Here is a 19,845-nt window from a genome sequence, read left to right as displayed (position 1 = left end):
TGCCGTTCGCAATGACAGGCATTCCTGCTTTAGCCTCTCCATGAAAAGCTTTTCTCCAGTTCAGTTAGGCAGCCGCACATTGCACTTGCGAAGGATCATCTTCGAAAGTGCGGCTACGGAGGAGAGGGTGTACCAATGGACGATATCAAATTCACAACCGGTTTGACGGAGGCTCACGGAGCGCGCGTTGCATTTCGCGGAACGCCGTTTGTCGAACGAACGGCTCCCCTGAACCAGAACGCACTGTGGATGCGCTGGGACCGCAACATGGTTGTTGATGCCTACTCCGATATGGTTGCGGAGCTCTCGGCAATCCGCACGGCTGTTGCCATGGGAGACATGTCGCCCTTGTCGAAATACGTGATCGCAGGTCCCGACGCTGAAGCGATGATGGACAGGCTGATCCCGCGCGACATCAGGAAACTCCAGGTCGGTCAGATCTACTACGCGCCGTGGTGTGATGAAAACGGCTATGTCGTCGGCGACGGTCTCGTCTTTCGAATGGACGAGAAAACGTTTCGTGTGTCGGCCGACCCGGGCTTCACATGGTGGCGCCAACACGCCGAGGGCCTCGACGTCCAGGTGACCGACATCACCGACACCTACGGCATCCTCACACTGCAGGGGCCGCGATCGCGTGAAGTGCTCGAGGCAGTGACGGAGGCGGGCTTTCAGGAGCTTCCATTCTCAAGATTGGCGGTCGTGACCATTGCAGGAAGGCAAGTGGAAATCCTGCGCCAGGGATTTACCGGCGAGCATGGTTACGAGTTGTGGGTGAGGGCCGAGGATGCTCCGACCGTTTGGGACGCGGTTGAGGCGGCAGGCCGCCCCTTCGGCATTCGTCCGGCCGGGGCCTGGGCTCTCGACGTCGCGCGACTGGAGGCGGGCCTCCTGATCGTCGGCTACGACTATACCAGTGCTGGTCCGGATCATGGAGGCGCCGGCATTCAGGCCGCAGGAAAATTCCGCGCGTCGCCTTTTGATCTCGGTCTTGGCCGGCTCGTTGATTTCAAGAAGCCCGACTTTCTTGGCAGGGCCGCCTTGGAGCGAATGTCGAAAGATGGCCAACATCGCCAGCTCGTGGGGTTGGAAATCGACCGGAAGCAGATCGGCGGCACTGGCCTGGAAAGCGAGGAGCCCGGGAACCTGCGGCGTGTGCGGTGGTACCCAGTGGCTGTCTTCGCTGGCTCGGTCGAAATCGGTCACGCGAGCAGTGTCGCGTGGTCGCCCACGCTTCGCAAGCTGATTGGCTTTGGTCATCTGCAGCAGGCGTTCGGGGAGGTCGGGACGCAGGTGACGCTGCGTTGGGAGGATGACGGCACAACGCGCGACGTTGCTGCCCGGGTCGTGGCGTTGCCGTTCCACTCCTTGCGACGCGCCGCAAGCAACTGAATATCCTGTTGCCCGGCTGCCAAAGCGGTCGGGCTCTCCCATCGATGTTCCGCAGACCATGGTCGCTGCCCTCGCTGCGGCCAACGGATCTGCCTGTCTGAAAATCCGGGTGAGGCGATGACAAATCTAGCTGAAGCACGCACTGATACACGGGTTCATCCGGTAGACGGCGCCGCCACAACCATATCGATCGAACTCGCGCCAGAGCAGGTTCGCAATTTCGCGCCGCGAGCCGATACGCTTCCCTTGGGTTCAAGGGTTTTTCTGACGCATCTTGCAGGTAAGCCCGAAGCACTGCAGGTCGAGGCGGCGGCGCGCGTCACGGAGTTGGGCTATGTTGCCGTGCCGCATATTGCAGCCCGCAATTTCAAGACGGAAAGGGACTACGTCAACCTTGTTGAGGCGCATAGCCGCAATGGGATCGACGAGGTCTTGTTCCTTGGCGGCAACCCCGCGCTTTTTCCCGGGCCGCTCGGCGAATCTGCCGAACTCCTCGCCCATCCGGTGCTGTCGGATAGTTCGATACGTACTGCCTTTGTAGCCGGCTATCCGGAAGGACATCCAAACATTCCCGAGGCTCGGCTCAAGGATGCGCTTAAGCGCAAGCTTGAGATTTGCGCACGTCGGTCGCTCGAACCTCGCATCGTTTCGCAGTTCGCGTTCGACGGAGCGATGATCGGCGCCTGGGCAAAGCGATTGCACGGTGATTTTCCTGAGGTTCCCGTTCACGTTGGGCTGGCCGGCGTCACCAGTTTGACAAAATTGATCCGCTTTGCCGCGATGTGCGGCGTGGGCCCCTCGATCGCAGCTCTAAGGCGCTCGGCCAGCGGTCTTCTCAATATCGTCGCGGACCGCAATCCGGCCGATGTGATCGGTGCGGTTTCATTGGCCTATCCTGATCCGGTCACACCCCTGCACCTCCATTTCTTTCCGTTCGGCGGATGGGAGAAGACGCTTACCTGGCTCGGGGATTATCGGGAGGCCAGTCAAGTGCAGGCGCGCGTGCGATGACCAACGTTGCGCAGCCCTTCGTTCTCACTCTGACGTGCGATGACCGGCCAGGGATCGTGGCTGCAGTAACCTCGCAGCTTCACGTCCTCGAAACCAACATCGTTGAAAGCAGCCAGTATTGGGATCGCGCCACCAACCGCTTCTTCATGCGGATCGCGTTTACACCATCTGGCGACGCTTCGGCTGATCTGATCGAACGCGGTCTCGCACCCGTCCTTGGACAGTTTGAGACGCAAGGGCGGCTGCTCGACTGTCGAAAGGCGCCGAAGATTGTCATCATGGTCTCCCGGTTCGACCATGCGTTCCTGCATCTTCTTTACCAGATCCGCGTCGGCTGGCTCGATGCCGAGGTCGTGGCCGTTATTTCCAATCACGACGACAGTCGCGAAACGGCCGCTTGGACGGACATTCCCTACCATTTATTGCCGATCAACCGGGAAAACAAAAAACAGCAAGAGGACCGCATCTTCGCGATCGTTCAAGAAACGGGAGCCGACCTGGTGGTTCTGGCGCGCTACATGCAAGTCTTTTCCGAGGATCTTGCCGGCCGATTGTTCGGCAAGGTCATCAACATCCATCACTCATTTCTGCCCAGCTTCAAGGGTGCTCGTCCTTATCACCAGGCCCATGAGCAACATAGAGAAGGTCTGGCCTGGGATAGGAATGCCAATAGTTGCGATCGGGCTGGGAGAGATAGGCCGGGGGCATGCCATCAAGCACATGGCGCCAACCCGCTGGTTGGCCAGCCTTGGCGATCGGGCTCAGGTCACGGGCCGGCCAGGAGATGGTGTTCAGCGGTCCCTGTGTAGGGGCATGGAGAAGCTCCGGCGAAATGAGGAAGTTCGGCGCCAGTTCCTTGGCCAGGTTGGCAGGTCCGCCCACATATGGCTGCAATGCCGCAAGCAGGGCGTCCAACGCTTTGCCGTTTGCGCCGAGAACTTTCGCGCCGCAGAGCTACGGAAGGCAGGGCACCAGAATCGCTGATCCGTCAGCGGAGCATTCTTGCCGAGACAATGGCCAGACGACGTTTCGTGAAGTCATTGGCTCGCACCTGGGGTCCCTGTGAATCAATCTAACCGATCCCGAAAAAGGCTAGAATTGCGATCACAACAACGACGAGGCCGACGAGATAGATAATCTGGTTCATGTCACCTTCCTTTCCGCGAATCAACGGCTGCCAAGCCAATAGGTTCCTCGGGCCACGTTCGGGAAAGGTTTGCGAAGTTGAGAGGCCTCTTATGCAAAGCGATCACACCCGGTATTGATGATTGCGAGCCAGGTTTCATCGATCCACGCGGGCTGGAAAGACCGAGCGCCGTCATCGCCTGGCTGTGTGTCCAAACTCCTTGTCAGGCGCTCCTTACCCGTGCATCCATCTCACCGGTTGCGTCTCTTCCACTCGCGATATGGCGCGAGCAACTGACCCGGAAATCGCTTTTCAATTTCTTCTTCGGTTATTACAATGCGCGCCAACACCTCGTCGCGTTCCGCGCCTTCGACACGTTCACTCGCAGCCTCCAGATCAGTCATGACCGAAAAGACTTCGTCCTTTGTCATCGCCTCAAGTCGGTAGGCGAAATCTGCGACGGGAATGTTGTTGAAGTTCGCCATGGTTCACCTCCAGCCTTCCCAGCCCTAAAGCTAGATTCGGCTCGAAAGTTCCCGGAGGCCTACCGCAAGGGCCATCCTGACAAAATATCGCATGGGGATTTCCTTTTCGTTTCGATTTCGCTTTGGCTGGACCTCCCTTTCAGCAAAGCCAAGCACGACGTGTCCTGATCGGGCCGATGCGGTAATGTCACAAAGTCGCACGACGTGTGCGACCTCCGTCTGAATTCCCATTCATGCCAGTCCGACGGGTGCCCAAATGGATTGAGGCTCAACTTAAGGTTGGTGCTTCTAGGATAGAAGCTGCGATGAAGCGCTCCGGGCCATCTCGATCGTTGAAGTAGTATACAACAATAATCTTGCCGTCCTGTCTAACCAAGGCGCATGGATAACCTAGGTCCGCATCGTCACCATCATCGCGGAGAACCGCCGGTTCGGACCATGTTCCGCCCCTATCGCGGCTGACGACAGCGCTTAGTCCGAAGGGTGGATCTCGAAAACCGTAGAGCAGCACCAATCTTTCGTCGGGCAGAGCGACAAGCGCAGGCGGATTGCCCATGATCCCCGTATTCCGGACAGGCGTACCGACACAGGACCAAGTCCGCCCCAGATCCGCTGACCGATATGCCTCCAGCCAGAACCGATCATGGGCCCTACGACGAACGACTGTGTAAATCGTGCCGTCTGCGAGGCGCGTCGACGACGGCATGATGGCGTACCCCGTCTGTTCATCCCAGACGAATCCTTCCGAGGAAAAACTCAATCCTCCGTCCTGCGTGCGGGCGCAAAGGATACGACCTTCTGTCCCATCGGCTTTCGGCGCGGTGAGCATAAACAAAGCGTCGTGTCGGCCCAGCGTTATGATGTCGGTACGCGCAGAGAGCGCCTCTTCGTGAGACTTCAACCCTTCGAACCTAAAAGGCCCATTCCACGAGCGAGCACGGTCCTTGCTGACGTAAAACCAGCTCACTGATCGCCCCGATATCCCGGTGCGGGCTGCCATGACGACTTGCTCGCCATCGGCAAAGTCGATCGGGGTGGGGAGAGTAATGAGATCAAACGCCGGGTAAACATTGGGTCCTGCTTCCAAGTCCTTCGTGACATGTTCGTCCGCGGAAAGACTGCGCGCACCCGGTACGCTCCCACAGAATGGTTCTGCCTGCCAAGTCAGGCCGCCATCGAGGCTTCTCGCCTGAACCGGAGTGAACGCGTGATGCTGATCTTCGAGATGAAGGTTTTCGCTTTCCCTCCCTAGACGGCCTGTGGCGAAGACGCAGACAATCTCGTCTCCCCACGCCCACACGCCGTAATTCGCGGGCCATCCCGCGAATGCGCCGAGTCTCCGATATACGACGGTATGAATCGCTTCAAACCTTGCGGTCATCTCTTCTATTCCCGCGCTCGCAGCCTCCAAGCTTCCGCAAAAGGATGAATGCTGAAAGGCAAAAGCAAATCGCATTGGCGATAATTATCGGCCACTCTCCTTTGAGGACACCAAAGACAGTCCACAGGGCAAAACCGGTAACGGTGAGAACGTACATCCGGGCAGAGAGCGCCGAGGTATCGCCTGTTTTTACGACCTTCCATGCCTGCGGAACGAAGCTACCCACTGAGCAAATTGAGGCGAGATAGCCGATGAGCAGCGTTGCTTCCAAGTGTTCTCCATAAACGTGCGACCAGGATTCTAGCCGGGCACCGCCGCAGCCGCTGTGACTGTGAGCAGACCGAACAGAGAGCCTTGCGAAATGTTCCTCGCATAGGACCGGCCTTGGTCGCGGTGAGCTAGCGAAAGGCTGGAAATACTTCGCGTGCCATGTCCGCCGATCGATATTGTTTCCTGCCGCAGCCAGAATGCACTGCTCGCACCGACTTCAAGATCCTCTGCACTTTCTTCGAGAGGCCATCGAGCGCGGCATGCGGTTAGTCTGCGACGGGGAAGCCAGCCAGGGTGTCGCACACCCAGCAAATGTTGCAGTTTCGTAATCCGCGTTATGCCATTAACAGGTTGTTTGCTAATGCGTTTTTATGGTTTGAGAATACGCGAATAATTTCAGTCCCCTACGGATCCCGCGATCGGTGAGGCCTTCGCGATAGCCGATTAATTGTGTCATCCCCTGACGGAGCGGGGTACTGCTACCGGAACGGTTGGTCCCTGTCGGCCGAGACTTTGGATAAAAAGGGCACATAGGCTTCTCGAAATTCCCATTGCCCGAAGGAAGTTCCCTATTGCTGTGTTGCGCCCAACCCCGCGAACGGTGTTTCGCGCGTCGCACACTGTCGATTCCTACAATTCGAGCTGCGATATTCTGCCGTTAGGATCTAACCCCGGTGCCAAGGCGGGGGACGTCGTGTCCGAATTTCGAAGCGCTCGTCTGAGGGTCGACCATCGCATACTGTCCCTGTCGTTGAGGACGCTAGGGGCTGCGAAGTATCAGGACACCTCTCGCCCGCTTTGAGTAAGCTTTGCGGGCGATACGGCGTGTCTCACATGACGCTTCTTGTCTGAGCCGGAGGAGCTTCTCATTCGTACCCGTATTATTGCACCACCTATCCAGAGGCCTGGGTTACGACCTATCTCGAACCGGGCTACTTTGACGTAGATCCGGTCCTCGACATTATCCGGTGGGGGCTCCTGCCCGTGGACTGGTCTTTTTCGAGCACCGGTCAGATCCGTCCGCACCCATGGCATAGGTTCTTATGGCTTGACCATTCCCATCCGTGGGCCAAATGGCGAACGCAGCCTTTTTCCGTGACTTGGCGCCTTCCCAGACAGCAATGGACACATTGCGAACTTCTTTCATTCACGAAATGTAGGTCCTTGCAAGCCATCTCCATGAAACTGTGTTTGAGGCGGTCGGTTTTCGAAGGCTCAGCCGTATTCGCAAACTCTCGCGACGAGAGACACAGTGCCTGCAATTGCTCGCAATGGGCCGGATCGCTTCGGGGAGGGGCATGCCGGGGCGGGCAGCCTCAGTAATATACCCGATCTCAATCCGTGAGCCGAGAACCACGTTGGGTCGGGGGCAGGCCTGCTTGCACCGGCATTTCGGGATTAGATGGACCGACCGGGGCGTGAGCGCCCGTCGGTCGATGCTACGGAACCCCGGTCCTTCACCGGTGCAGGCCTTAGCAAGCGCCGCAGTACCTTGAGTTTTTTTGCCGTATCAGTGTGTTGATATTTGCCTGTCCGGCCGCTTAAATCTTCAAAGACGCTGAAGCCACTTCGACCTTCCGGACATCGGAGCAACATTTATGACCCGCCAACTTTCTCTCCCACGCGAGCGAATTTCCGTGCTTCTCCTAGAAGGTATTAGCCAGACCGCTGTGGACTACTTTTCTTCGTCCGGCTACACCAACCTCGTTCATTTACCGAAGGCGCTCGACGACCAGGATCTTAAGCGCCACATCGCCGACGCTCATATCATCGGCATTCGTTCCCGCACGCAGTTGACGGACGAGATTTTCGAATCCGCCAAGAAATTGATCGCCGTCGGCTGTTTTTCCGTCGGTACGAACCAAGTCGATCTGGATGCTGCGCGGCGGCGCGGCATTCCGGTGTTCAATGCACCTTATTCAAACACGCGATCGGTGGCCGAGCTTGTGATCGGCGAAATTATTATGCTGACACGGCAGATCTTTCCGCGCTCGGCTTCGGCGCATCAAGGTGGGTGGGAGAAGTCCGCTGTCGGCAGCCGGGAGGTCCGCGGCAAAACGCTTGGAATTGTCGGCTACGGCAATATCGGATCGCAACTCAGCGCGCTTGCCGAAAGCATGGGCATGGTCGTGCGCTACTTCGATCTTTCAGATCGGCTGCGCCGGGGCAATTCGGAGTCGATGGCCTCGCTCGGCGACCTTCTCGAGATCTCTGATTATGTGACAATGCACGTTCCCGAAACACCCTCGACGCATAACATGATCACTGAAACCGAATTGCGCCGCATGAAGAAGGGCGCCATCTTCATTAACAATTCTCGCGGGACGGTGGTCGATCTCGATGCGCTTGCGAAAGTCCTTAACGACGGGCATCTGGCGGGTGCCGCGGTGGACGTGTTCCCTAAGGAGCCGGCATCGAACAAGGAGAGTTTTGAGACGCCGTTGCAAGGTTTGAGCAACGTCATTCTGACGCCGCATATCGGCGGCTCCACTGAGGAAGCCCAAGAACGCATCGGCGGAGAAGTTTCAAGGAAGCTGGTCGAGTATTCCGACATCGGCTCAACAATGGGTGCCGTCAACTTTCCGCAAGTGCAACTGCCCGAGCGCCCGAACGGCACGCGTTTCATTCACGTGCATGAAAACCGCCCCGGCATGCTCATCCAGCTCAACGAGATCTTCTCATCGCGCGGGCTGAACATCGTCGCTGAGTTCCTTCAGACGCTTGGCGACACGGGCTATGTGGTGGTCGAGGCCGATGGAATTTCCGAAAATGCCGACGAAATTCTTCAGGCGCTACGCGAAATTCCTGGAACGATACGAACGCGATTAGTCTACTGACAGCTGTTAGGGCCGATCTGTTGCGGGGCAATAAGGGTGTTTTCGCGTACAAGTGAAGACGTCCAATGCTTAGAATGCTCGATTCCAAGGGCCCGAGCGTTTTTGCCTGGGCAGACTACCGAATGCGACAAGGGAGGGTCGAGCTAACGCGCACATGGCCAACGTATGCTGGCCGGGCTCGCGAGCATTCGCCCAAAAATACGCACCCATTGATGGTTTGACGGAAGAGTGGATTGGCAGAGCATGAGGCACGTCAGGCCGCTGCGTTTGAGCAGATGGCAGCGGAAGGCACCGCCCCGCAGGAAGTCTGGAGGACGCGCCGATGACCGACTCCCCCGAAATGATCGTTTTGTTCAACAACAGCCACTTTGGCCTCACGAGCTGCGGCAAGGAGAGCCAGTCTAGCCCGCGTTGGAGAGCATTTTCCTTCGGTTGCGCGAGCGCAGAAGGCGAGGGCGCGCTGAAAGGCCGGGCCGTAGGTCACCGGCCATCTCTCGGCCAGGACGAACATGGCGTTTCGAGCGTCTTTGATCTCTATCGCACGGGACATTCCCGGAAGCAAAATTACAAGGGTGCTATCCCAGGTCGCAGCAAGCATTTCGAATTCCTGTCTCACCGGGGCTATGAATGCAAATTGTGCGCAGGTGGTTCCGTGTTTTTTCGATGAAATTTTAAGAGGCGGACCGCGTGAACGAGATCGCACTCCTCACGGACGAACTCGCCGAGCGCGAACTCAGATCTTCCGCAGCAAGAACAGCATGACCAGGGCCGATAATGGCGTGGAGCTGCAAAAGCTGGCGGTGATCCCTCGCCTGTGACCGGTGCAATCGGTCTCTGGACTCCCTCGAAAAGCGGGTGTGCAGCATGACGAGAGTCAATTCAGCGCAATCTTGTAACCTTGGCCTCGGCGATCGCCGCGATGAACGCTACTCGGGCTTGTTCCCATGGGTAGGTACCAACCATCGCGTCGCTGCATTTATCAACGGCGTCGAAGTAAGCGACGCCCGAGGCGGCAGGCCAGTTTTCACCAAGCAGGACCGTGGCCTTGTTCGGTGTCCAGACTATCTGCGCGCAGCTCTCAACCACGGCTGTTCCTTTTCTTTGTGCTTGCTCCCCCGCCGTCAGGCGTTGAGCTTCGGTGGCGTATCGTTCTCATCCGGGTTCGGGTTGGGAACTTCGTCAGGAAGGATGTCGGGCTCCGGTTCCTCGATCGGTGGCTGTGGCACGTCCGGGGGCATGTGCGGCGGGAAATCAGGTTGGGGCGGCCTCGGGATCGGTTCGGTAGGCATCATGATGGACTCCTGTTTAGGAGGGCAACTTATCTCGCGTTGGGATTGTTCCGATCTTTCGGTCAAGGTGCCAGCATGATCAAGCTTCACCTCCCATACCTGTCGGTCTGGGGCCTATACGACGGCTGGGGCGCGAAGCGCCGGCTGTCGCCGACCTACACGAAATGGCGCACTGACGCTGGTTTCTTCATCCAAGTCGAGGCTGACACTCGGCAGGAACTTCTTCCGCTAGCGATCTGCCGAGCGCATCATGCAGCAAATGCCAGACCGCGGCATCCGATGGGGGGTGGTCCGTGCGCCGCTCGAATAAGCGACTGCCTGTGCGCAATGCGAAGATAAAGTCCCCATCGACTTGCTAGCGACACATTCGGTCTATAAATACACAGGTATCGATATTTGCTTGTTGAGCTTTGTTTTCTCGCCTTTCGCGTTCAAGCCGACCTTCCCTCTCAAAATCGATCTATCTGCCTTGGCTGTCACACGGTCGGTCGGGGTCTTCAATTATGATTTTGAAAGGAATTGTCATGAACACTGGAACCGTAAAGTTTTTCAATAGCGCTAAGGGCTTCGGCTTTATCGAACTCGAGAACGGCGGGACGGACGTATTCGTTCACGCATCTGCTGTCGAACGAGCCGGTCTCCGTTCGCTTGTCGAGGGCCAAAAGGTCACCTTTGACATCGTTCGGGACGCACGCTCTGGCAAGAACGCAGCCGACAACCTCGCAGCTGCCTAAAAAATTCGCTTCTGGCCACTGACCACGGATGTACTGGCAGTGCCGCTGAGGCGTGTGTAGAAGGTCGGGTTTTGCCCGGCCTTTTTTATTGGCAACGTGGTCTGTTTGTTGCCCCGTTCCGCGTTTTCGGCTGACCCTAGAAACTGGGGGGAAAATGGGGCTCGTCTATATGAGCGATGTTCTCGAACTGTTCTCCGCGTAAGAAGTGCTGGATGCCTGGCTCGCAACCGATGCGAGATTGCAACGAAAAAGAGCCTCGAATGTTCATTAATCCGCACGGATTAGAAATCCACTTTTGTACATGCCCCGTTCTCACGCCGTTCGGCGCGTATTAGCGATCAAACTTTCAGTAGAAATTCAGCGTTTTCGTCGGAAGAGGGCAGCTGGGTAGCTTGCTAGCTTCGGGGACGCGCATCATTACGTGACGCGTGCGTTTCACCCATAAATCAGCAAGGCCCCGCCGGAAAAGAGGATCGCGCACCAAGCCATAGAGGGTGCATTGGCGCTCAGAGGGAACCGTTGCTCTCTTAGACAGTTGAACCCTATTAGGCCGCAATTCCTGCTGGGATCTGCCCATGAACCAGTCCTCGAATGGACGAATCTATGACTGCATCGTCGTTGGCGGTGGGCCAGCGGGCCTTACCGCTGCTATATATTTGGCACGCTACCACCTCTCCGTTTTGGTGTTCGACGATCAAGCAAGCCGCGCCGCCAGTATTCCCGTGTCCCACAATCATGCGGGCTTCCCAAACGGTGTGAGTGGCGAAGAGTTGTTGGCTCGTATGCGAACGCAAGCGGAGCGATACGGGGCCTATGTGAGGTATTGTCAGATTACGGAGCTGCGCAAGAGAGGTTCGCTGATCGAGGCGATGTCCGCGATTGGTCATTGGAGGGCGAAGACGGTGCTTCTGGCGACCGGGGTCATCAATCGGCGACCGCAGATGCCGGCGGCCGTTCATGATGACGCGCTAGCCCGGGGGCTTCTGCGGTACTGTCCGGTTTGCGATGGGTTCGAGGTTACGGATAAAACCGTAGGCGTTATAGGGGTTGGGACGAGAGCGTTCCAAGAGGCGATTTTCTTGAGAAGCTATACGCGCCACCTCACCATTATCTCGTGCGAGGATAAGCCTCATTTGAATGAGACGCAGATTTCTGAACTTCAGGAGACCGGCGTCAAGCTGGAGCGCGGTCCCGTGAGTTCCATCGAAATCGCGGGCGATCTTCTCGTCATAAACACACCAGACCATCGTCTCTTCTTCGCTTCGGTCTATCCAGCGTTGGGCTCGGACGTGCGGTCGGATTTGGCATCGCGACTGGGCGCTCGGCTATCACGTGAAGGATGCGTGTCCGTCGATGCCCATCAAAGGACGACGGTGAGCGGCTTGTACGCGGCGGGCGACGTTGTACAGGGGTTGGACCAAATCAGTCGCGCAATGGGGCAAGCGGGGGTTGCCGCCACTGCCATCCGAAACGATCTGTGCGAGCAAGTGTTGCGGGCGGTAAAAGAGGCCGGACGGTCTCAGATGCAGTTGGGCCGCCCGGCGTATCATTTGTTGCTTCGATAGTTCCACTGCATACGCTTGAGGCGATCTATCGATCTGCAGCAGTCACCTTAGTTGTGTTCGGAATGACTTCGAGAACCAATCTCAGCTCCACCAGCAGGGCATGATGCTGATCGAGAACCTGGATGCTGATCATAGAAATTGGGTCCTGCGGAAGGCCGTCAGCCGCCATCTCCGCCAGGGTGACCTTTGCCTCTTTGATCGCCGCCTGTTCATCTGCGAATTCGAACGCCCGATCTTCGGCGCTGAACCCTTCCTGATCAGTTGTCCTGAAGTAGAAATTTGGCATGTGATGTTCTCCTACTGTCATATCGATACACGGGCTGCCGCGCAGTCGCTTCAACCTCAGAACCGGAGGGATGGCGCCTAGCGTGTCGTGACCACGTTCTTAAGCAATCGGGTGACATCGACCTCGATCCGCGCGCAATCGGAGTCGAGTTCGGCCACATGACTGGAATTCCGGCCTTCAACTGCCCGCACCTGGTCGCGCTGATGAGCCGCAAATCCGTACGCGCGCAGGAGATCTTTCAGCTCGGGAACGCGCAAAAGCTCGATCTGGGGACGATACGTGGGCAATTGTATCAGTAAGCGCGAGCGCCCTATTGCTTCGAAATCCAACGACGTGCCTCCTAATTTGTTTTGGGCATCCAGTCGCGAACGGCGAGAAAAGTTCCTCATGCCACGTGCGGACGGGGTGTTGAGGCCCCGAAGGGCGACGTTGCCGCGCTTGTAGGGCTAGGCGCTTGCTGTCTTCTCTGTCGACGCTCTCTGGAAAATAACCTTGTGTTTGAGGAACCGATTGGAGGTGCCCGGGTTTGGAAGGCCACACCTACAAAGGAGTATCCAATGGCAGGATCAACGCAACCAAGCTGCTCCGCAGGGCGGCGGCCAGCAGAGTCGCCAGGGTGACCAAGGCAACGACCAGGGTGGCCAGCAAGGGGGGCCGCAGCGTTAAGATCGAGGTGGCAGGGGTACTCCTCTTCCAAGAGTTTCCAACCTGAGGCCTTGGCTCACAACGAGGCGCACGTCCAGCCATGTGTGAGCGGCCTTCGTTAATGGCACGAAAGGAGAAACCCACCGGCAGGCGTGACTGGGGGCATGGTCTGATCCCTAGCTAATTGTGGAGATCTGAATGAAAATACTGCGCGACAACGGCCTGACGATCGTATTGCTGCTGGCCTCGTTGGGCACGGTGGTGGGCATGCTCTTTACCGGACTCCACGTCTATAACGACGAATTGGCCGAACACGGGGGGCAAATGGTAACGCTGCCAGCTTACCTTATAAGCGGTCATTTCCTTTCCGCCTTGTTCGAGAATTGGGAGTCCGAGTTTTTGCAGATGAGTGCCTATGTGGTGCTTACGGCGTTCCTGTTCCAACGCGGCTCAGCAGAGTCAAAAGATCCCGACGAGCCGTCATCCCAGAATAGCAACCCTGCGGACGACCAAGACAACGCCGAAGCACCGCTGCCCGTAAGAATGGGCGGCATGGCAAGTTCGCTCTACTCCTATTCCCTCGGTTGGACATTGTTTCTCCTCTTCGTACTCAGCTTTCTAATGCACGTGAGGGAGAGCGCTTCTGCGCAGGCGGTTGAGGCCATGCTGCATGGGCAGCAAGCACCTTCGATTGGCGAACAATTCTTCAGTGCGAGGTTGTGGTTTGAGTCTTTCCAAAATTGGCAATCGGAGTTCTTATCGACTGCAGTTCTCGTCGTCCTATCGATTTTTCTGCGGTTTCGTGGGTCCCCTGAGTCGAAGACGGTCTCCGACCCTCATTCCAAGACAGGAGCATAGACCGGTAAAAGGGCCGGCGGAAACTTACTTTTGGATGTCCTAGCGCTGACAATCCGTTCACGATAGCGCTCGAGAAAAACCAGGTTCCGCTGCTGCGCCGACCATCGCGATGGCAGCTACTCTGGCTGTTTTCAGGTCGAATGTTTCCGCGTCGTTCATCGACAAGTGGAGTGGCAGCGCTACGCTCACTCGCCGCCGCGCTCGCGGTGTGCCGAACCATGCGGCGCACCCGCCCTGGTAGCCCTGATAACGGTGTTCCGATCCCCTGCGCGGGCTCGCAATTCCGCGGTAGCCCAGCCCGCGCAGAATTTCTGACCGATTCCGTGGGGGGAAAGGACCTTGGTCGTGGAAGACGTCCGCCCGACCTCCTGGGCTCGGGCGAAAGATTCATGTGTTGCACCAAGCCGGGCGTAAGGAGGCGGTGCTGTGAACACGAAGCTGCATACTGACGGATCATTTCAAGCCGTGCGTCAGGCGATCGACGATGCGCGCCAGGCGTTCGCGGGCGGAGGCGCCGATCATCATCGCGACGCCCTGCAACACCTTGGTCGTGTTGTAATGAACTCACTGGCTGAGATCATTGAAACTGACGGCGGCACAGATGGTCCCACGGCATCGCCCAGGATATCGAGGATTGTTATCAAAGGGTCATCGATGAAGAAGAAGCCGCGGAACCGGACAACGCAGCGCGGCAATCTACTCAGGGAACGATGAACCTTCGACAGCAGGGAGGGGGCGATGAGCACTGGCCCGGACCTGCTGCAGATTTCCCTTGCACGCATAAACATGGAGCGCTCCGAACTCGAAGAGGCCGGCGTGATCGATAAGGGTATTCGACGGCGACAAAGCATAGTCGAACTTCGGACGCGACATTGATACTTTCATTGTCAAGCTGCCGCAAAGTCGACTCGCTGCGTTAGCCGCGATGATCCAGAGACGAGCAAATCGTCAACGTTGACGGCATCTGGGGGGAATGCGGGATGGCTCGTTGAGCGACGGCTAGGAGCGGACCGTGGCGCGCGCTAGCGGCAACAGAGGTGCCGTTGCCGGCAGTGTCAACAGCCCGTGATTATTTCGTGACCCACGGAACGTGCTTCCTGCTCGATGGTTGGGCAGGTCTCTCTCAATAAAATGATCGGACCCTAAAATGCCTGAGAAGACATTGAACGACCTCTTCCTTGACACGCTGAAAGATATCTACTTTGCCGAAAAGCAAATCGTGAAGGCCCTTCCTAAAATGGCCCGCGCCGCCCAGTCGGAAGAGGGCAAAGCTGGTTTCCTGCAGCATCGTGATGAGACTGAAGGACAGATCGAGCGTCTCGAGCAGGTGTTCGAACTGATTGGCAAATCTGCCCGCGGCAAGACCTGCGAAGCCATCCAAGGGCTCATCGCCGAAGGCGAAGAAATCATGGAAGAATACAAGGGCACGGCCGCACTGGATGCCGGCCTCATTTCGTCGGCCCAAGCCGTCGAACACTATGAAATTGCCCGCTATGGGACGCTCAAATCGTGGGCCGCCCAGCTTGGCCTCGATGCGGCCGTCCCGCTCCTCGACGCTAATCTCCAGGAGGAGATCGCCACCGATCAGAAGTTGACGGCACTTGGTGAGGTTGCGGCAAACCCGAAGGCGTCCAAGCGGGCGGCCGAGTAGACCACCTCAACGAAAAGCCGCGCACATAGTTGGTTTTTCATTTCGCATCGGCGTCGGATGGTCGGTGGCGCATTGCGACGGCACACGACCGGACGACCACAACGCCCCTACCGTTGCAGACTGCACGCAACCGAGGCATCTCATCACCCTTTTTGCCGACGGGCATGGAACCTTTTCATGCGGCAATGTTTGGGTGATGGCGCTCTTCAACCGTAACCGCTCCAGAACAATCACGATCTGGTTTCATGGTTAGCAGCGGTTGGGCCGCGTTTAGCTTAAGGAGGTACGTCGATGGGTCGCGGTATTCTACTCTGGCTACTTGGTGTCCCGATACCGATCATTATTCTGTTGATGCTTTTCATGCGATAGGAGGCTGCCATGGCACCGTCAGTGCTTGCCGATGTTTCAACGCCGGCCGAATCATCCGTTCCAGCCGTCAGCTGGGCGCCGATCATTGCAGGTGCCTTCGCGGCCTCTACATTGACGCTCATTCTCATGCTCGTTGGCTCCGGCCTTGGCCTTACATTGATATCACCGTGGTCTGGGGAATCCGCCAGCGCCACCACTTTCGCGGTCTCAAGCGCCATCTGGCTGGTGATCGTCCAATGGCTCTCGTCGGGCCTGGGCGGCTATCTGACCGGGCGCTTGCGCACCAAATGGGTCGGGCTTCATACCGACGAGACCTTTTTCCGTGATACAGCGCATGGCTTTCTGGCCTGGGCGCTAGCAACGATGCTTGTCGTGTTCGTCCTCGGCTCCGCAACCTCCGCTGCAGTCGGAACGGGGGTGAAGGCAGTTTCCTCAGTCGCGTCAGGCGCGGCCCTTGGGGCGTCAGCGGGCGCAACGAGCGGTCCTGAGGTGGGCGATTCGAACGGGATGCCGTCTTATTTTGTCGACTCCCTTTTCCGTCCAACCGATCCCGCTCGCCTGACGGCGCCGGGCGCCGAGGGCGATGGAGCCGCAGCAGCGCAAGCTTCCCGAATTCTGGTCGCGAGCGCTGCGGCTGGCGAAATGTCGCCGGAGGACAAGACGTATCTGGTCCAGTTGGTCGCGGCACGTACCGGGTTATCGCAGGCCGATGCGACAACCCGGGTCGATACGGTACTTGCGCGGATCGAAGAGGCCAAGGTCGCCGCTCAGAAAGCTGCTGACGCTGCCCGAAAGGCGGGTGCGACATTTGCCCTTGTCGGCGCCTTATCTCTCATCATCGGAGCATTCATAGCGAGTGCCGCAGCCGCCCTTGGTGGACGACAACGGGATGACCTCGAAACGCTTTCCTGAGGGTCCTTTAGCTAAGCTTTGCATTCTACCTCTTCCTCGACGTCCTTTTTGCCGGGGCAATGGTTGCCTCGGCATCGCTGATCGACGTGTAGGCGGCGCCGCGATTTCACTATCGCTCTGCTTGCTCTACTGCTCGTCGTCACGACGAAGACCAAGGTGCTTGGCAGGTCTGACCCAACTGATCCAAAGGAGATCACGATGAAAGCCCTTTGCTGGCATGGTAAGAACGACATCCGGTGTGACAGCGTCCCCGACCCGCAGATCGAGGACACCCGCGATGCGATCATCAAGATGACGGCCTGCGCAATCTGCGGCTCGGACCTTCATCTTATGGACGGATACATCCCATTCATGGAAAAGGGCGACATCTTGGGTCACGAGTTCATGGGCGAGGTCGTCGAAGTCGGGAGCGCCAACAAGAAGCTCAAAGTTGGTGATCGGGTCGTCGTGCCCTTTACGATTTGCTGTGGCGAATGTCCGCAATGTCTCAAAGGCAACTGGTCTCTATGCGAGCGCAGCAATCGCACCCCCGAGAACGCGGCGAAGGCATTCGGCTATCCGACAGCGGGTCTGTTCGGCTATTCTCATCTAACCGGCGCTTACGCCGGCGGTCAGGCCGAGTACGTCCGCGTCTCCTATGCCGATGTTTCGCCTATCATCATTCCGGGCGGAATGACCGATGAGCAGGCTCTCTTTCTCGGCGACATCTTTCCAACCGGTTGGATGGCAGCTGCGAATTGCGAGATCGAAGCCAGCGACATTGTCGCGGTGTGGGGATGTGGCCCGGTCGGCCAGTTTTGCATTAAAAGCGCATTCATGCAGGGCGCCGCCCGCGTCATTGCCATCGATAATGTATCGGAGCGGCTCGCTCTGGCGCAGTCGGCTGGCGCCGAAATCATCAATTTCGATGAAATCGACTGCACGATTCCCGATTATATCAAGGAAATGACTGGCGGGCATGGCGCGGAGAAGTGCATCGACGCAGTTGGCGCCGAGTCTCATGCCACCGCCTCGTTCGACGCCATCGTTGACAAAGTTAAAGCAGCGACACTGATGGGAACCGACCGACCCCACGTGCTGCGCGCGGCGATTATGGCGTGTCGGCCGGGCGGAATCGTCTCCGTGCCTGGCGTCTACGGGGGCGTTCTCGACAAAATTCCGTTCGGCGCGGCCATGAACAAGGGGCTGACCATCCGGACGGGGCAGACGCACGTCAATCGCTATTCGCTCGAGCTGCTTCGCCGGATCGAAGAGGGCGAAATCGACCCCGGCTTTATCATCACGCACCGTGCGACGCTTGAGGATGGTCCCGGTCTCTACGAGACCTTCCGCGATAAGAGGGATGGTTGCATCAAGGTTGTGCTGACCGCCTGACGAATGACGGCGGACGCGTTGAGAACGGAAAAGGACACAGACGACCGTGCCCGCACCAATGCAGGCAACGAGAACGACCCCGAGCATCAACATTGTCGGCATTTGCGACAAAATGCTCTCGCAAAGCCATCGTCATTCTTGACGGGTCACGGCGTGCGCTAGGAAACAGGGGCGTCGAGCCGTTAAGGGGCCGAGGGCGGTCGTCGGCGTAACAGCAACGACAAAGATGCCAGAACGGTCGCGCGAGACAAGTAGAAGAGGCCTGAGCTTAGGTCGCTACACCAGTGACAGGGTTCACTTCCGGTTTTTCACTCGTATCCTTGGCGTCAGCAGGTTGAACGGTTGGCGGCGCGATCGATTCCTCGTCGCGGTGCTTTTTGCGATCGGCGGGGTGATGGACGTCTTCCGGCTTCGCCTGCTCAGGCTTTGCATTCGTGTCTTTGGTTGCCATAGCGATACTCCTTCCCAGTACAACGGCCCTGGATAGGGGCGGGTTCCGCATACGGAGGGTTTCCATGTCATTTGATCGCGAAAAAGCTGGCCCCGAAAGGCGACTGACGAGCCCACAAGGCTCCGGTGTCAACGAGGGATCAGAAGCAGACCTTGTAACCTCGGCCGACGAAAAAGGTGGCTTCTCACCTTCAATTCTGCCTCGTCAAGTACACGATGGGCGCGAATGCTGACTAGCTCTATAGGCCGATCGGCCACCAACTCCCACCTCAGGTGGCGCGATCTCCGTTTGGTTCAGCAATTCCTGCGTTGAAGAGTGCTCCTGAACTTCGCCAATCACATAGCTGTCGTGGCCGACAGCAGGGACGTCGCATGCTGCTTCGATGAGGTCAGAGACGAAGAACGGGATTTCGCTGGCGTCCATCTGACGTCGCCTTCAGTCATGCTTGGCCTTACTCTGAGGGCGGGGAACTGAGCGGCCGCCCCATCGATAGGAGCGAAGCTCACGCGTAACCCGCTGGACACGATTAATCTGGTCATTCACCTGCGTGACCGGGATCGCCACTACCGTGAGCGGGACCGTCACCAGTGCCGGGGTCACCGCCACCGCCGTGGCCCGGATCATTCCCGCCCGTGCCGGGGTCGCCGCCACCGCCGTGGTCCGGATCACCCCCGCCCGTGCCGGGGTCGCCGCCACCGCCGTGGTCCGGATCACCCCCGCCCGTGCCGGGGTCGCCGCCACCGCCGTGGTCCGGATCACCCCCGCCCGTGCCGGGGTCGCCACCACCGCCGTGGCCCGCATCACCATCGCCCGTGCCGGGGTCGCCAACATTGCCGTGGCCCGGATCGCCAGCGCCGGGGCCGCCGCCACCGGTAGATGGGGTGCCTGGGTTTCTGCCAGCACCCGTTTTGGTGTCGGTCTTACCCGGATTGCCTTTCGATATTGTCGGGACGATTGCACTTGTCACCGCGGCCGACAGCGGCTCGCATTGTTCTTCTGCAGCCTCGACCATCCGGTTTGCCGGCCCACGGGGACTGCACTGCCCGGGGAAAACGGAGCGCTCAATCATCTGTCCTTGTGCTGGGGTGGCTGTCGATAAAAACCCGGCCGACACCAGGGCCAGACCGGTGCTTATCAGAAGTTCACGTATCGCGTTCATTTTCGCCTCACTAAATTAGCTTCATGCAAAATAAACTTGAGTGAGGGAAA

Annotated in this window: 22 protein-coding genes and 2 pseudogenes; 12 read left to right on the top strand and 12 right to left on the bottom strand. The window is 58.1% G+C overall.

The annotated features are described in order from the left end of the window. Positions 1-249 precede the first annotated feature (249 nt). The 3 genes from IB279_RS17135 to IB279_RS17125 all read left to right on the top strand — a co-directional run bounded on the left by IB279_RS17135 (position 250) and on the right by IB279_RS17125 (position 3,212). Positions 250-1,392 carry an aminomethyltransferase family protein gene (locus IB279_RS17135; protein WP_246801988.1) on the top strand — a complete coding sequence of 381 codons (1,143 nt, stop codon included), beginning with the start codon at positions 250-252 and terminating at the stop codon, positions 1,390-1,392. Positions 1,393-1,509: 117 nt separating this feature from the next. Further along, entirely contained in the window at positions 1,510-2,403 is an 894-nt protein-coding gene (locus IB279_RS17130) for a methylenetetrahydrofolate reductase (RefSeq protein WP_246801987.1), read from the top strand. Then, positions 2,400-3,212 carry a formyltetrahydrofolate deformylase gene (locus tag IB279_RS17125; RefSeq protein ID WP_246801986.1) on the top strand — a complete coding sequence of 271 codons (813 nt, stop codon included), beginning with the start codon at positions 2,400-2,402 and terminating at the stop codon, positions 3,210-3,212. Before IB279_RS17130 ends, IB279_RS17125 begins: the two co-directional genes overlap by 4 nt. A 568-nt stretch (positions 3,213-3,780) precedes the next feature. Here IB279_RS17125 and IB279_RS17120 read toward each other — a convergent pair. The 3 genes from IB279_RS17120 to IB279_RS17110 all read right to left on the bottom strand — a co-directional run bounded on the left by IB279_RS17120 (position 3,781) and on the right by IB279_RS17110 (position 5,666). Further along, a complete protein-coding gene (locus IB279_RS17120) occupies positions 3,781-4,014 on the bottom strand; it encodes a hypothetical protein (protein WP_029742822.1) in 234 nt (77 codons plus the stop codon). Between the two features lie 268 nt (positions 4,015-4,282). Then, on the bottom strand, positions 4,283-5,395 hold the full coding sequence (locus IB279_RS17115; RefSeq protein WP_192339396.1) for an exo-alpha-sialidase: 1,113 nt from the start codon (positions 5,393-5,395) through the stop codon (positions 4,283-4,285). Then, positions 5,379-5,666, bottom strand: a complete 288-nt coding sequence (locus IB279_RS17110) for a SemiSWEET family sugar transporter (protein ID WP_082566491.1) — start codon at positions 5,664-5,666, stop codon at positions 5,379-5,381. Before IB279_RS17110 ends, IB279_RS17115 begins: the two co-directional genes overlap by 17 nt. Positions 5,667-6,598: 932 nt before the next feature. Here IB279_RS17110 and IB279_RS38130 point away from each other — a divergent pair. After that, a pseudogene (locus IB279_RS38130) lies at positions 6,599-6,988 on the top strand (hypothetical protein); the annotation flags it as partial. Here the strand turns inward: IB279_RS38130 and IB279_RS38125 are convergent. Further along, positions 6,942-7,145 (bottom strand): annotated as a pseudogene (locus IB279_RS38125) (integrase); the annotation flags it as partial. The pseudogenes IB279_RS38130 and IB279_RS38125 sit on opposite strands and share 47 nt — an antisense overlap. A gap of 118 nt (positions 7,146-7,263) precedes the next feature. Here IB279_RS38125 and serA point away from each other — a divergent pair. After that, positions 7,264-8,502: a phosphoglycerate dehydrogenase gene (gene serA / locus IB279_RS17100; protein ID WP_113188988.1), complete on the top strand. Its 1,239-nt coding sequence runs from the start codon at positions 7,264-7,266 to the stop codon at positions 8,500-8,502. A gap of 253 nt (positions 8,503-8,755) precedes the next feature. On the opposite strand, the gene IB279_RS38120 is transcribed toward serA, so the two are convergent. From IB279_RS38120 to IB279_RS17085, 3 genes are all read right to left on the bottom strand, one after another. Continuing rightward, positions 8,756-9,013 (bottom strand): DUF982 domain-containing protein, encoded by a 258-nt coding sequence (locus tag IB279_RS38120; protein ID WP_371590183.1) that lies wholly within the window; start codon positions 9,011-9,013, stop codon positions 8,756-8,758. A gap of 368 nt (positions 9,014-9,381) precedes the next feature. Further along, positions 9,382-9,588, bottom strand: a complete 207-nt coding sequence (locus IB279_RS37140; protein WP_309142286.1) for a DUF982 domain-containing protein — start codon at positions 9,586-9,588, stop codon at positions 9,382-9,384. A gap of 35 nt (positions 9,589-9,623) precedes the next feature. Beyond that, on the bottom strand, positions 9,624-9,794 hold the full coding sequence (locus tag IB279_RS17085) for a hypothetical protein (RefSeq protein ID WP_090300513.1): 171 nt from the start codon (positions 9,792-9,794) through the stop codon (positions 9,624-9,626). Positions 9,795-10,315: 521 nt separating this feature from the next. Here IB279_RS17085 and IB279_RS17080 point away from each other — a divergent pair. Together IB279_RS17080 and IB279_RS17075 are read left to right on the top strand one after the other, a co-directional pair. Continuing rightward, the gene (locus tag IB279_RS17080; protein ID WP_029742828.1) at positions 10,316-10,525 is read left to right on the top strand and encodes a cold-shock protein; all 210 of its coding nucleotides are present in this window, start codon (positions 10,316-10,318) and stop codon (positions 10,523-10,525) included. Positions 10,526-11,100: 575 nt separating this feature from the next. Then, positions 11,101-12,090, top strand: coding sequence for an NAD(P)/FAD-dependent oxidoreductase (locus IB279_RS17075; protein ID WP_192339395.1), 990 nt, complete (start codon positions 11,101-11,103; stop codon positions 12,088-12,090). Positions 12,091-12,115: 25 nt separating this feature from the next. Here IB279_RS17075 and IB279_RS17070 read toward each other — a convergent pair whose 3' ends face one another. After that, positions 12,116-12,376, bottom strand: coding sequence for a DUF6894 family protein (locus IB279_RS17070; RefSeq protein WP_029742830.1), 261 nt, complete (start codon positions 12,374-12,376; stop codon positions 12,116-12,118). Positions 12,377-12,453: 77 nt separating this feature from the next. Further along, positions 12,454-12,705, bottom strand: coding sequence for a hypothetical protein (locus IB279_RS17065; protein WP_029742831.1), 252 nt, complete (start codon positions 12,703-12,705; stop codon positions 12,454-12,456). 514 nt (positions 12,706-13,219) lie between these two features. Here IB279_RS17065 and IB279_RS17060 point away from each other — a divergent pair. From IB279_RS17060 to IB279_RS17040, 5 genes are all read left to right on the top strand, one after another. Then, positions 13,220-13,879 (top strand): DUF6766 family protein, encoded by a 660-nt coding sequence (locus tag IB279_RS17060; protein ID WP_029742833.1) that lies wholly within the window; start codon positions 13,220-13,222, stop codon positions 13,877-13,879. Between the two features lie 426 nt (positions 13,880-14,305). Then, positions 14,306-14,593 carry a hypothetical protein gene (locus IB279_RS17055; RefSeq protein WP_029742834.1) on the top strand — a complete coding sequence of 96 codons (288 nt, stop codon included), beginning with the start codon at positions 14,306-14,308 and terminating at the stop codon, positions 14,591-14,593. A gap of 433 nt (positions 14,594-15,026) precedes the next feature. Next, complete coding sequence (locus IB279_RS17050) at positions 15,027-15,530, top strand: ferritin-like domain-containing protein (protein ID WP_029742835.1); 504 nt, start codon at positions 15,027-15,029, stop codon at positions 15,528-15,530. Between the two features lie 378 nt (positions 15,531-15,908). Continuing rightward, positions 15,909-16,811, top strand: a complete 903-nt coding sequence (locus IB279_RS17045) for a hypothetical protein (RefSeq protein ID WP_192339394.1) — start codon at positions 15,909-15,911, stop codon at positions 16,809-16,811. Positions 16,812-17,009: 198 nt separating this feature from the next. After that, entirely contained in the window at positions 17,010-18,185 is a 1,176-nt protein-coding gene (locus IB279_RS17040) for a zinc-dependent alcohol dehydrogenase (protein WP_192339393.1), read from the top strand. 268 nt (positions 18,186-18,453) lie between these two features. Here IB279_RS17040 and IB279_RS17035 read toward each other — a convergent pair whose 3' ends face one another. The 3 genes from IB279_RS17035 to IB279_RS17025 form a co-directional block, all read right to left on the bottom strand. After that, positions 18,454-18,636, bottom strand: a complete 183-nt coding sequence (locus IB279_RS17035; RefSeq protein ID WP_113188992.1) for a hypothetical protein — start codon at positions 18,634-18,636, stop codon at positions 18,454-18,456. A 204-nt stretch (positions 18,637-18,840) separates the two neighbouring features. Next, on the bottom strand, positions 18,841-19,059 hold the full coding sequence (locus IB279_RS17030; RefSeq protein WP_060609062.1) for a hypothetical protein: 219 nt from the start codon (positions 19,057-19,059) through the stop codon (positions 18,841-18,843). 112 nt (positions 19,060-19,171) lie between these two features. Next, a complete protein-coding gene (locus IB279_RS17025; protein WP_192339392.1) occupies positions 19,172-19,603 on the bottom strand; it encodes a hypothetical protein in 432 nt (143 codons plus the stop codon). Positions 19,604-19,845: the final 242 nt, after the last annotated feature.

Source organism: Ensifer sp. ENS06 (genome assembly GCF_014852205.1).
Taxonomy (GTDB): Bacteria; Pseudomonadota; Alphaproteobacteria; order Rhizobiales; family Rhizobiaceae; genus Ensifer; species Ensifer adhaerens.
Note: the sequence above shows the minus strand (reverse complement) of the source record. Positions and strands in the feature narration are given on the sequence as shown.

Bases quoted from the DNA above. Each gene is read 5' to 3' on its own strand.
- IB279_RS17135 (WP_246801988.1), top strand. From the start codon at position 250: ATGCGCTGGGACCGCAACATGGTTGTTGATGCCTACTCCGATATGGTT.
- IB279_RS17130 (WP_246801987.1), top strand. From the start codon at position 1,510: ATGACAAATCTAGCTGAAGCACGCACTGATACACGGGTTCATCCGGTA.
- IB279_RS17125 (WP_246801986.1), top strand. From the start codon at position 2,400: ATGACCAACGTTGCGCAGCCCTTCGTTCTCACTCTGACGTGCGATGAC.
- IB279_RS17120 (WP_029742822.1), bottom strand. From the start codon at position 4,014: ATGGCGAACTTCAACAACATTCCCGTCGCAGATTTCGCCTACCGACTT.
- IB279_RS17115 (WP_192339396.1), bottom strand. From the start codon at position 5,395: ATGACCGCAAGGTTTGAAGCGATTCATACCGTCGTATATCGGAGACTC.
- serA (WP_113188988.1), top strand. From the start codon at position 7,264: ATGACCCGCCAACTTTCTCTCCCACGCGAGCGAATTTCCGTGCTTCTC.
- IB279_RS38120 (WP_371590183.1), bottom strand. From the start codon at position 9,013: ATGTTCGTCCTGGCCGAGAGATGGCCGGTGACCTACGGCCCGGCCTTT.
- IB279_RS17085 (WP_090300513.1), bottom strand. From the start codon at position 9,794: ATGATGCCTACCGAACCGATCCCGAGGCCGCCCCAACCTGATTTCCCG.
- IB279_RS17080 (WP_029742828.1), top strand. From the start codon at position 10,316: ATGAACACTGGAACCGTAAAGTTTTTCAATAGCGCTAAGGGCTTCGGC.
- IB279_RS17075 (WP_192339395.1), top strand. From the start codon at position 11,101: ATGAACCAGTCCTCGAATGGACGAATCTATGACTGCATCGTCGTTGGC.
- IB279_RS17070 (WP_029742830.1), bottom strand. From the start codon at position 12,376: ATGCCAAATTTCTACTTCAGGACAACTGATCAGGAAGGGTTCAGCGCC.
- IB279_RS17060 (WP_029742833.1), top strand. From the start codon at position 13,220: ATGAAAATACTGCGCGACAACGGCCTGACGATCGTATTGCTGCTGGCC.
- IB279_RS17050 (WP_029742835.1), top strand. From the start codon at position 15,027: ATGCCTGAGAAGACATTGAACGACCTCTTCCTTGACACGCTGAAAGAT.
- IB279_RS17045 (WP_192339394.1), top strand. From the start codon at position 15,909: ATGGCACCGTCAGTGCTTGCCGATGTTTCAACGCCGGCCGAATCATCC.
- IB279_RS17040 (WP_192339393.1), top strand. From the start codon at position 17,010: ATGAAAGCCCTTTGCTGGCATGGTAAGAACGACATCCGGTGTGACAGC.
- IB279_RS17035 (WP_113188992.1), bottom strand. From the start codon at position 18,636: ATGGCAACCAAAGACACGAATGCAAAGCCTGAGCAGGCGAAGCCGGAA.
- IB279_RS17030 (WP_060609062.1), bottom strand. From the start codon at position 19,059: ATGGACGCCAGCGAAATCCCGTTCTTCGTCTCTGACCTCATCGAAGCA.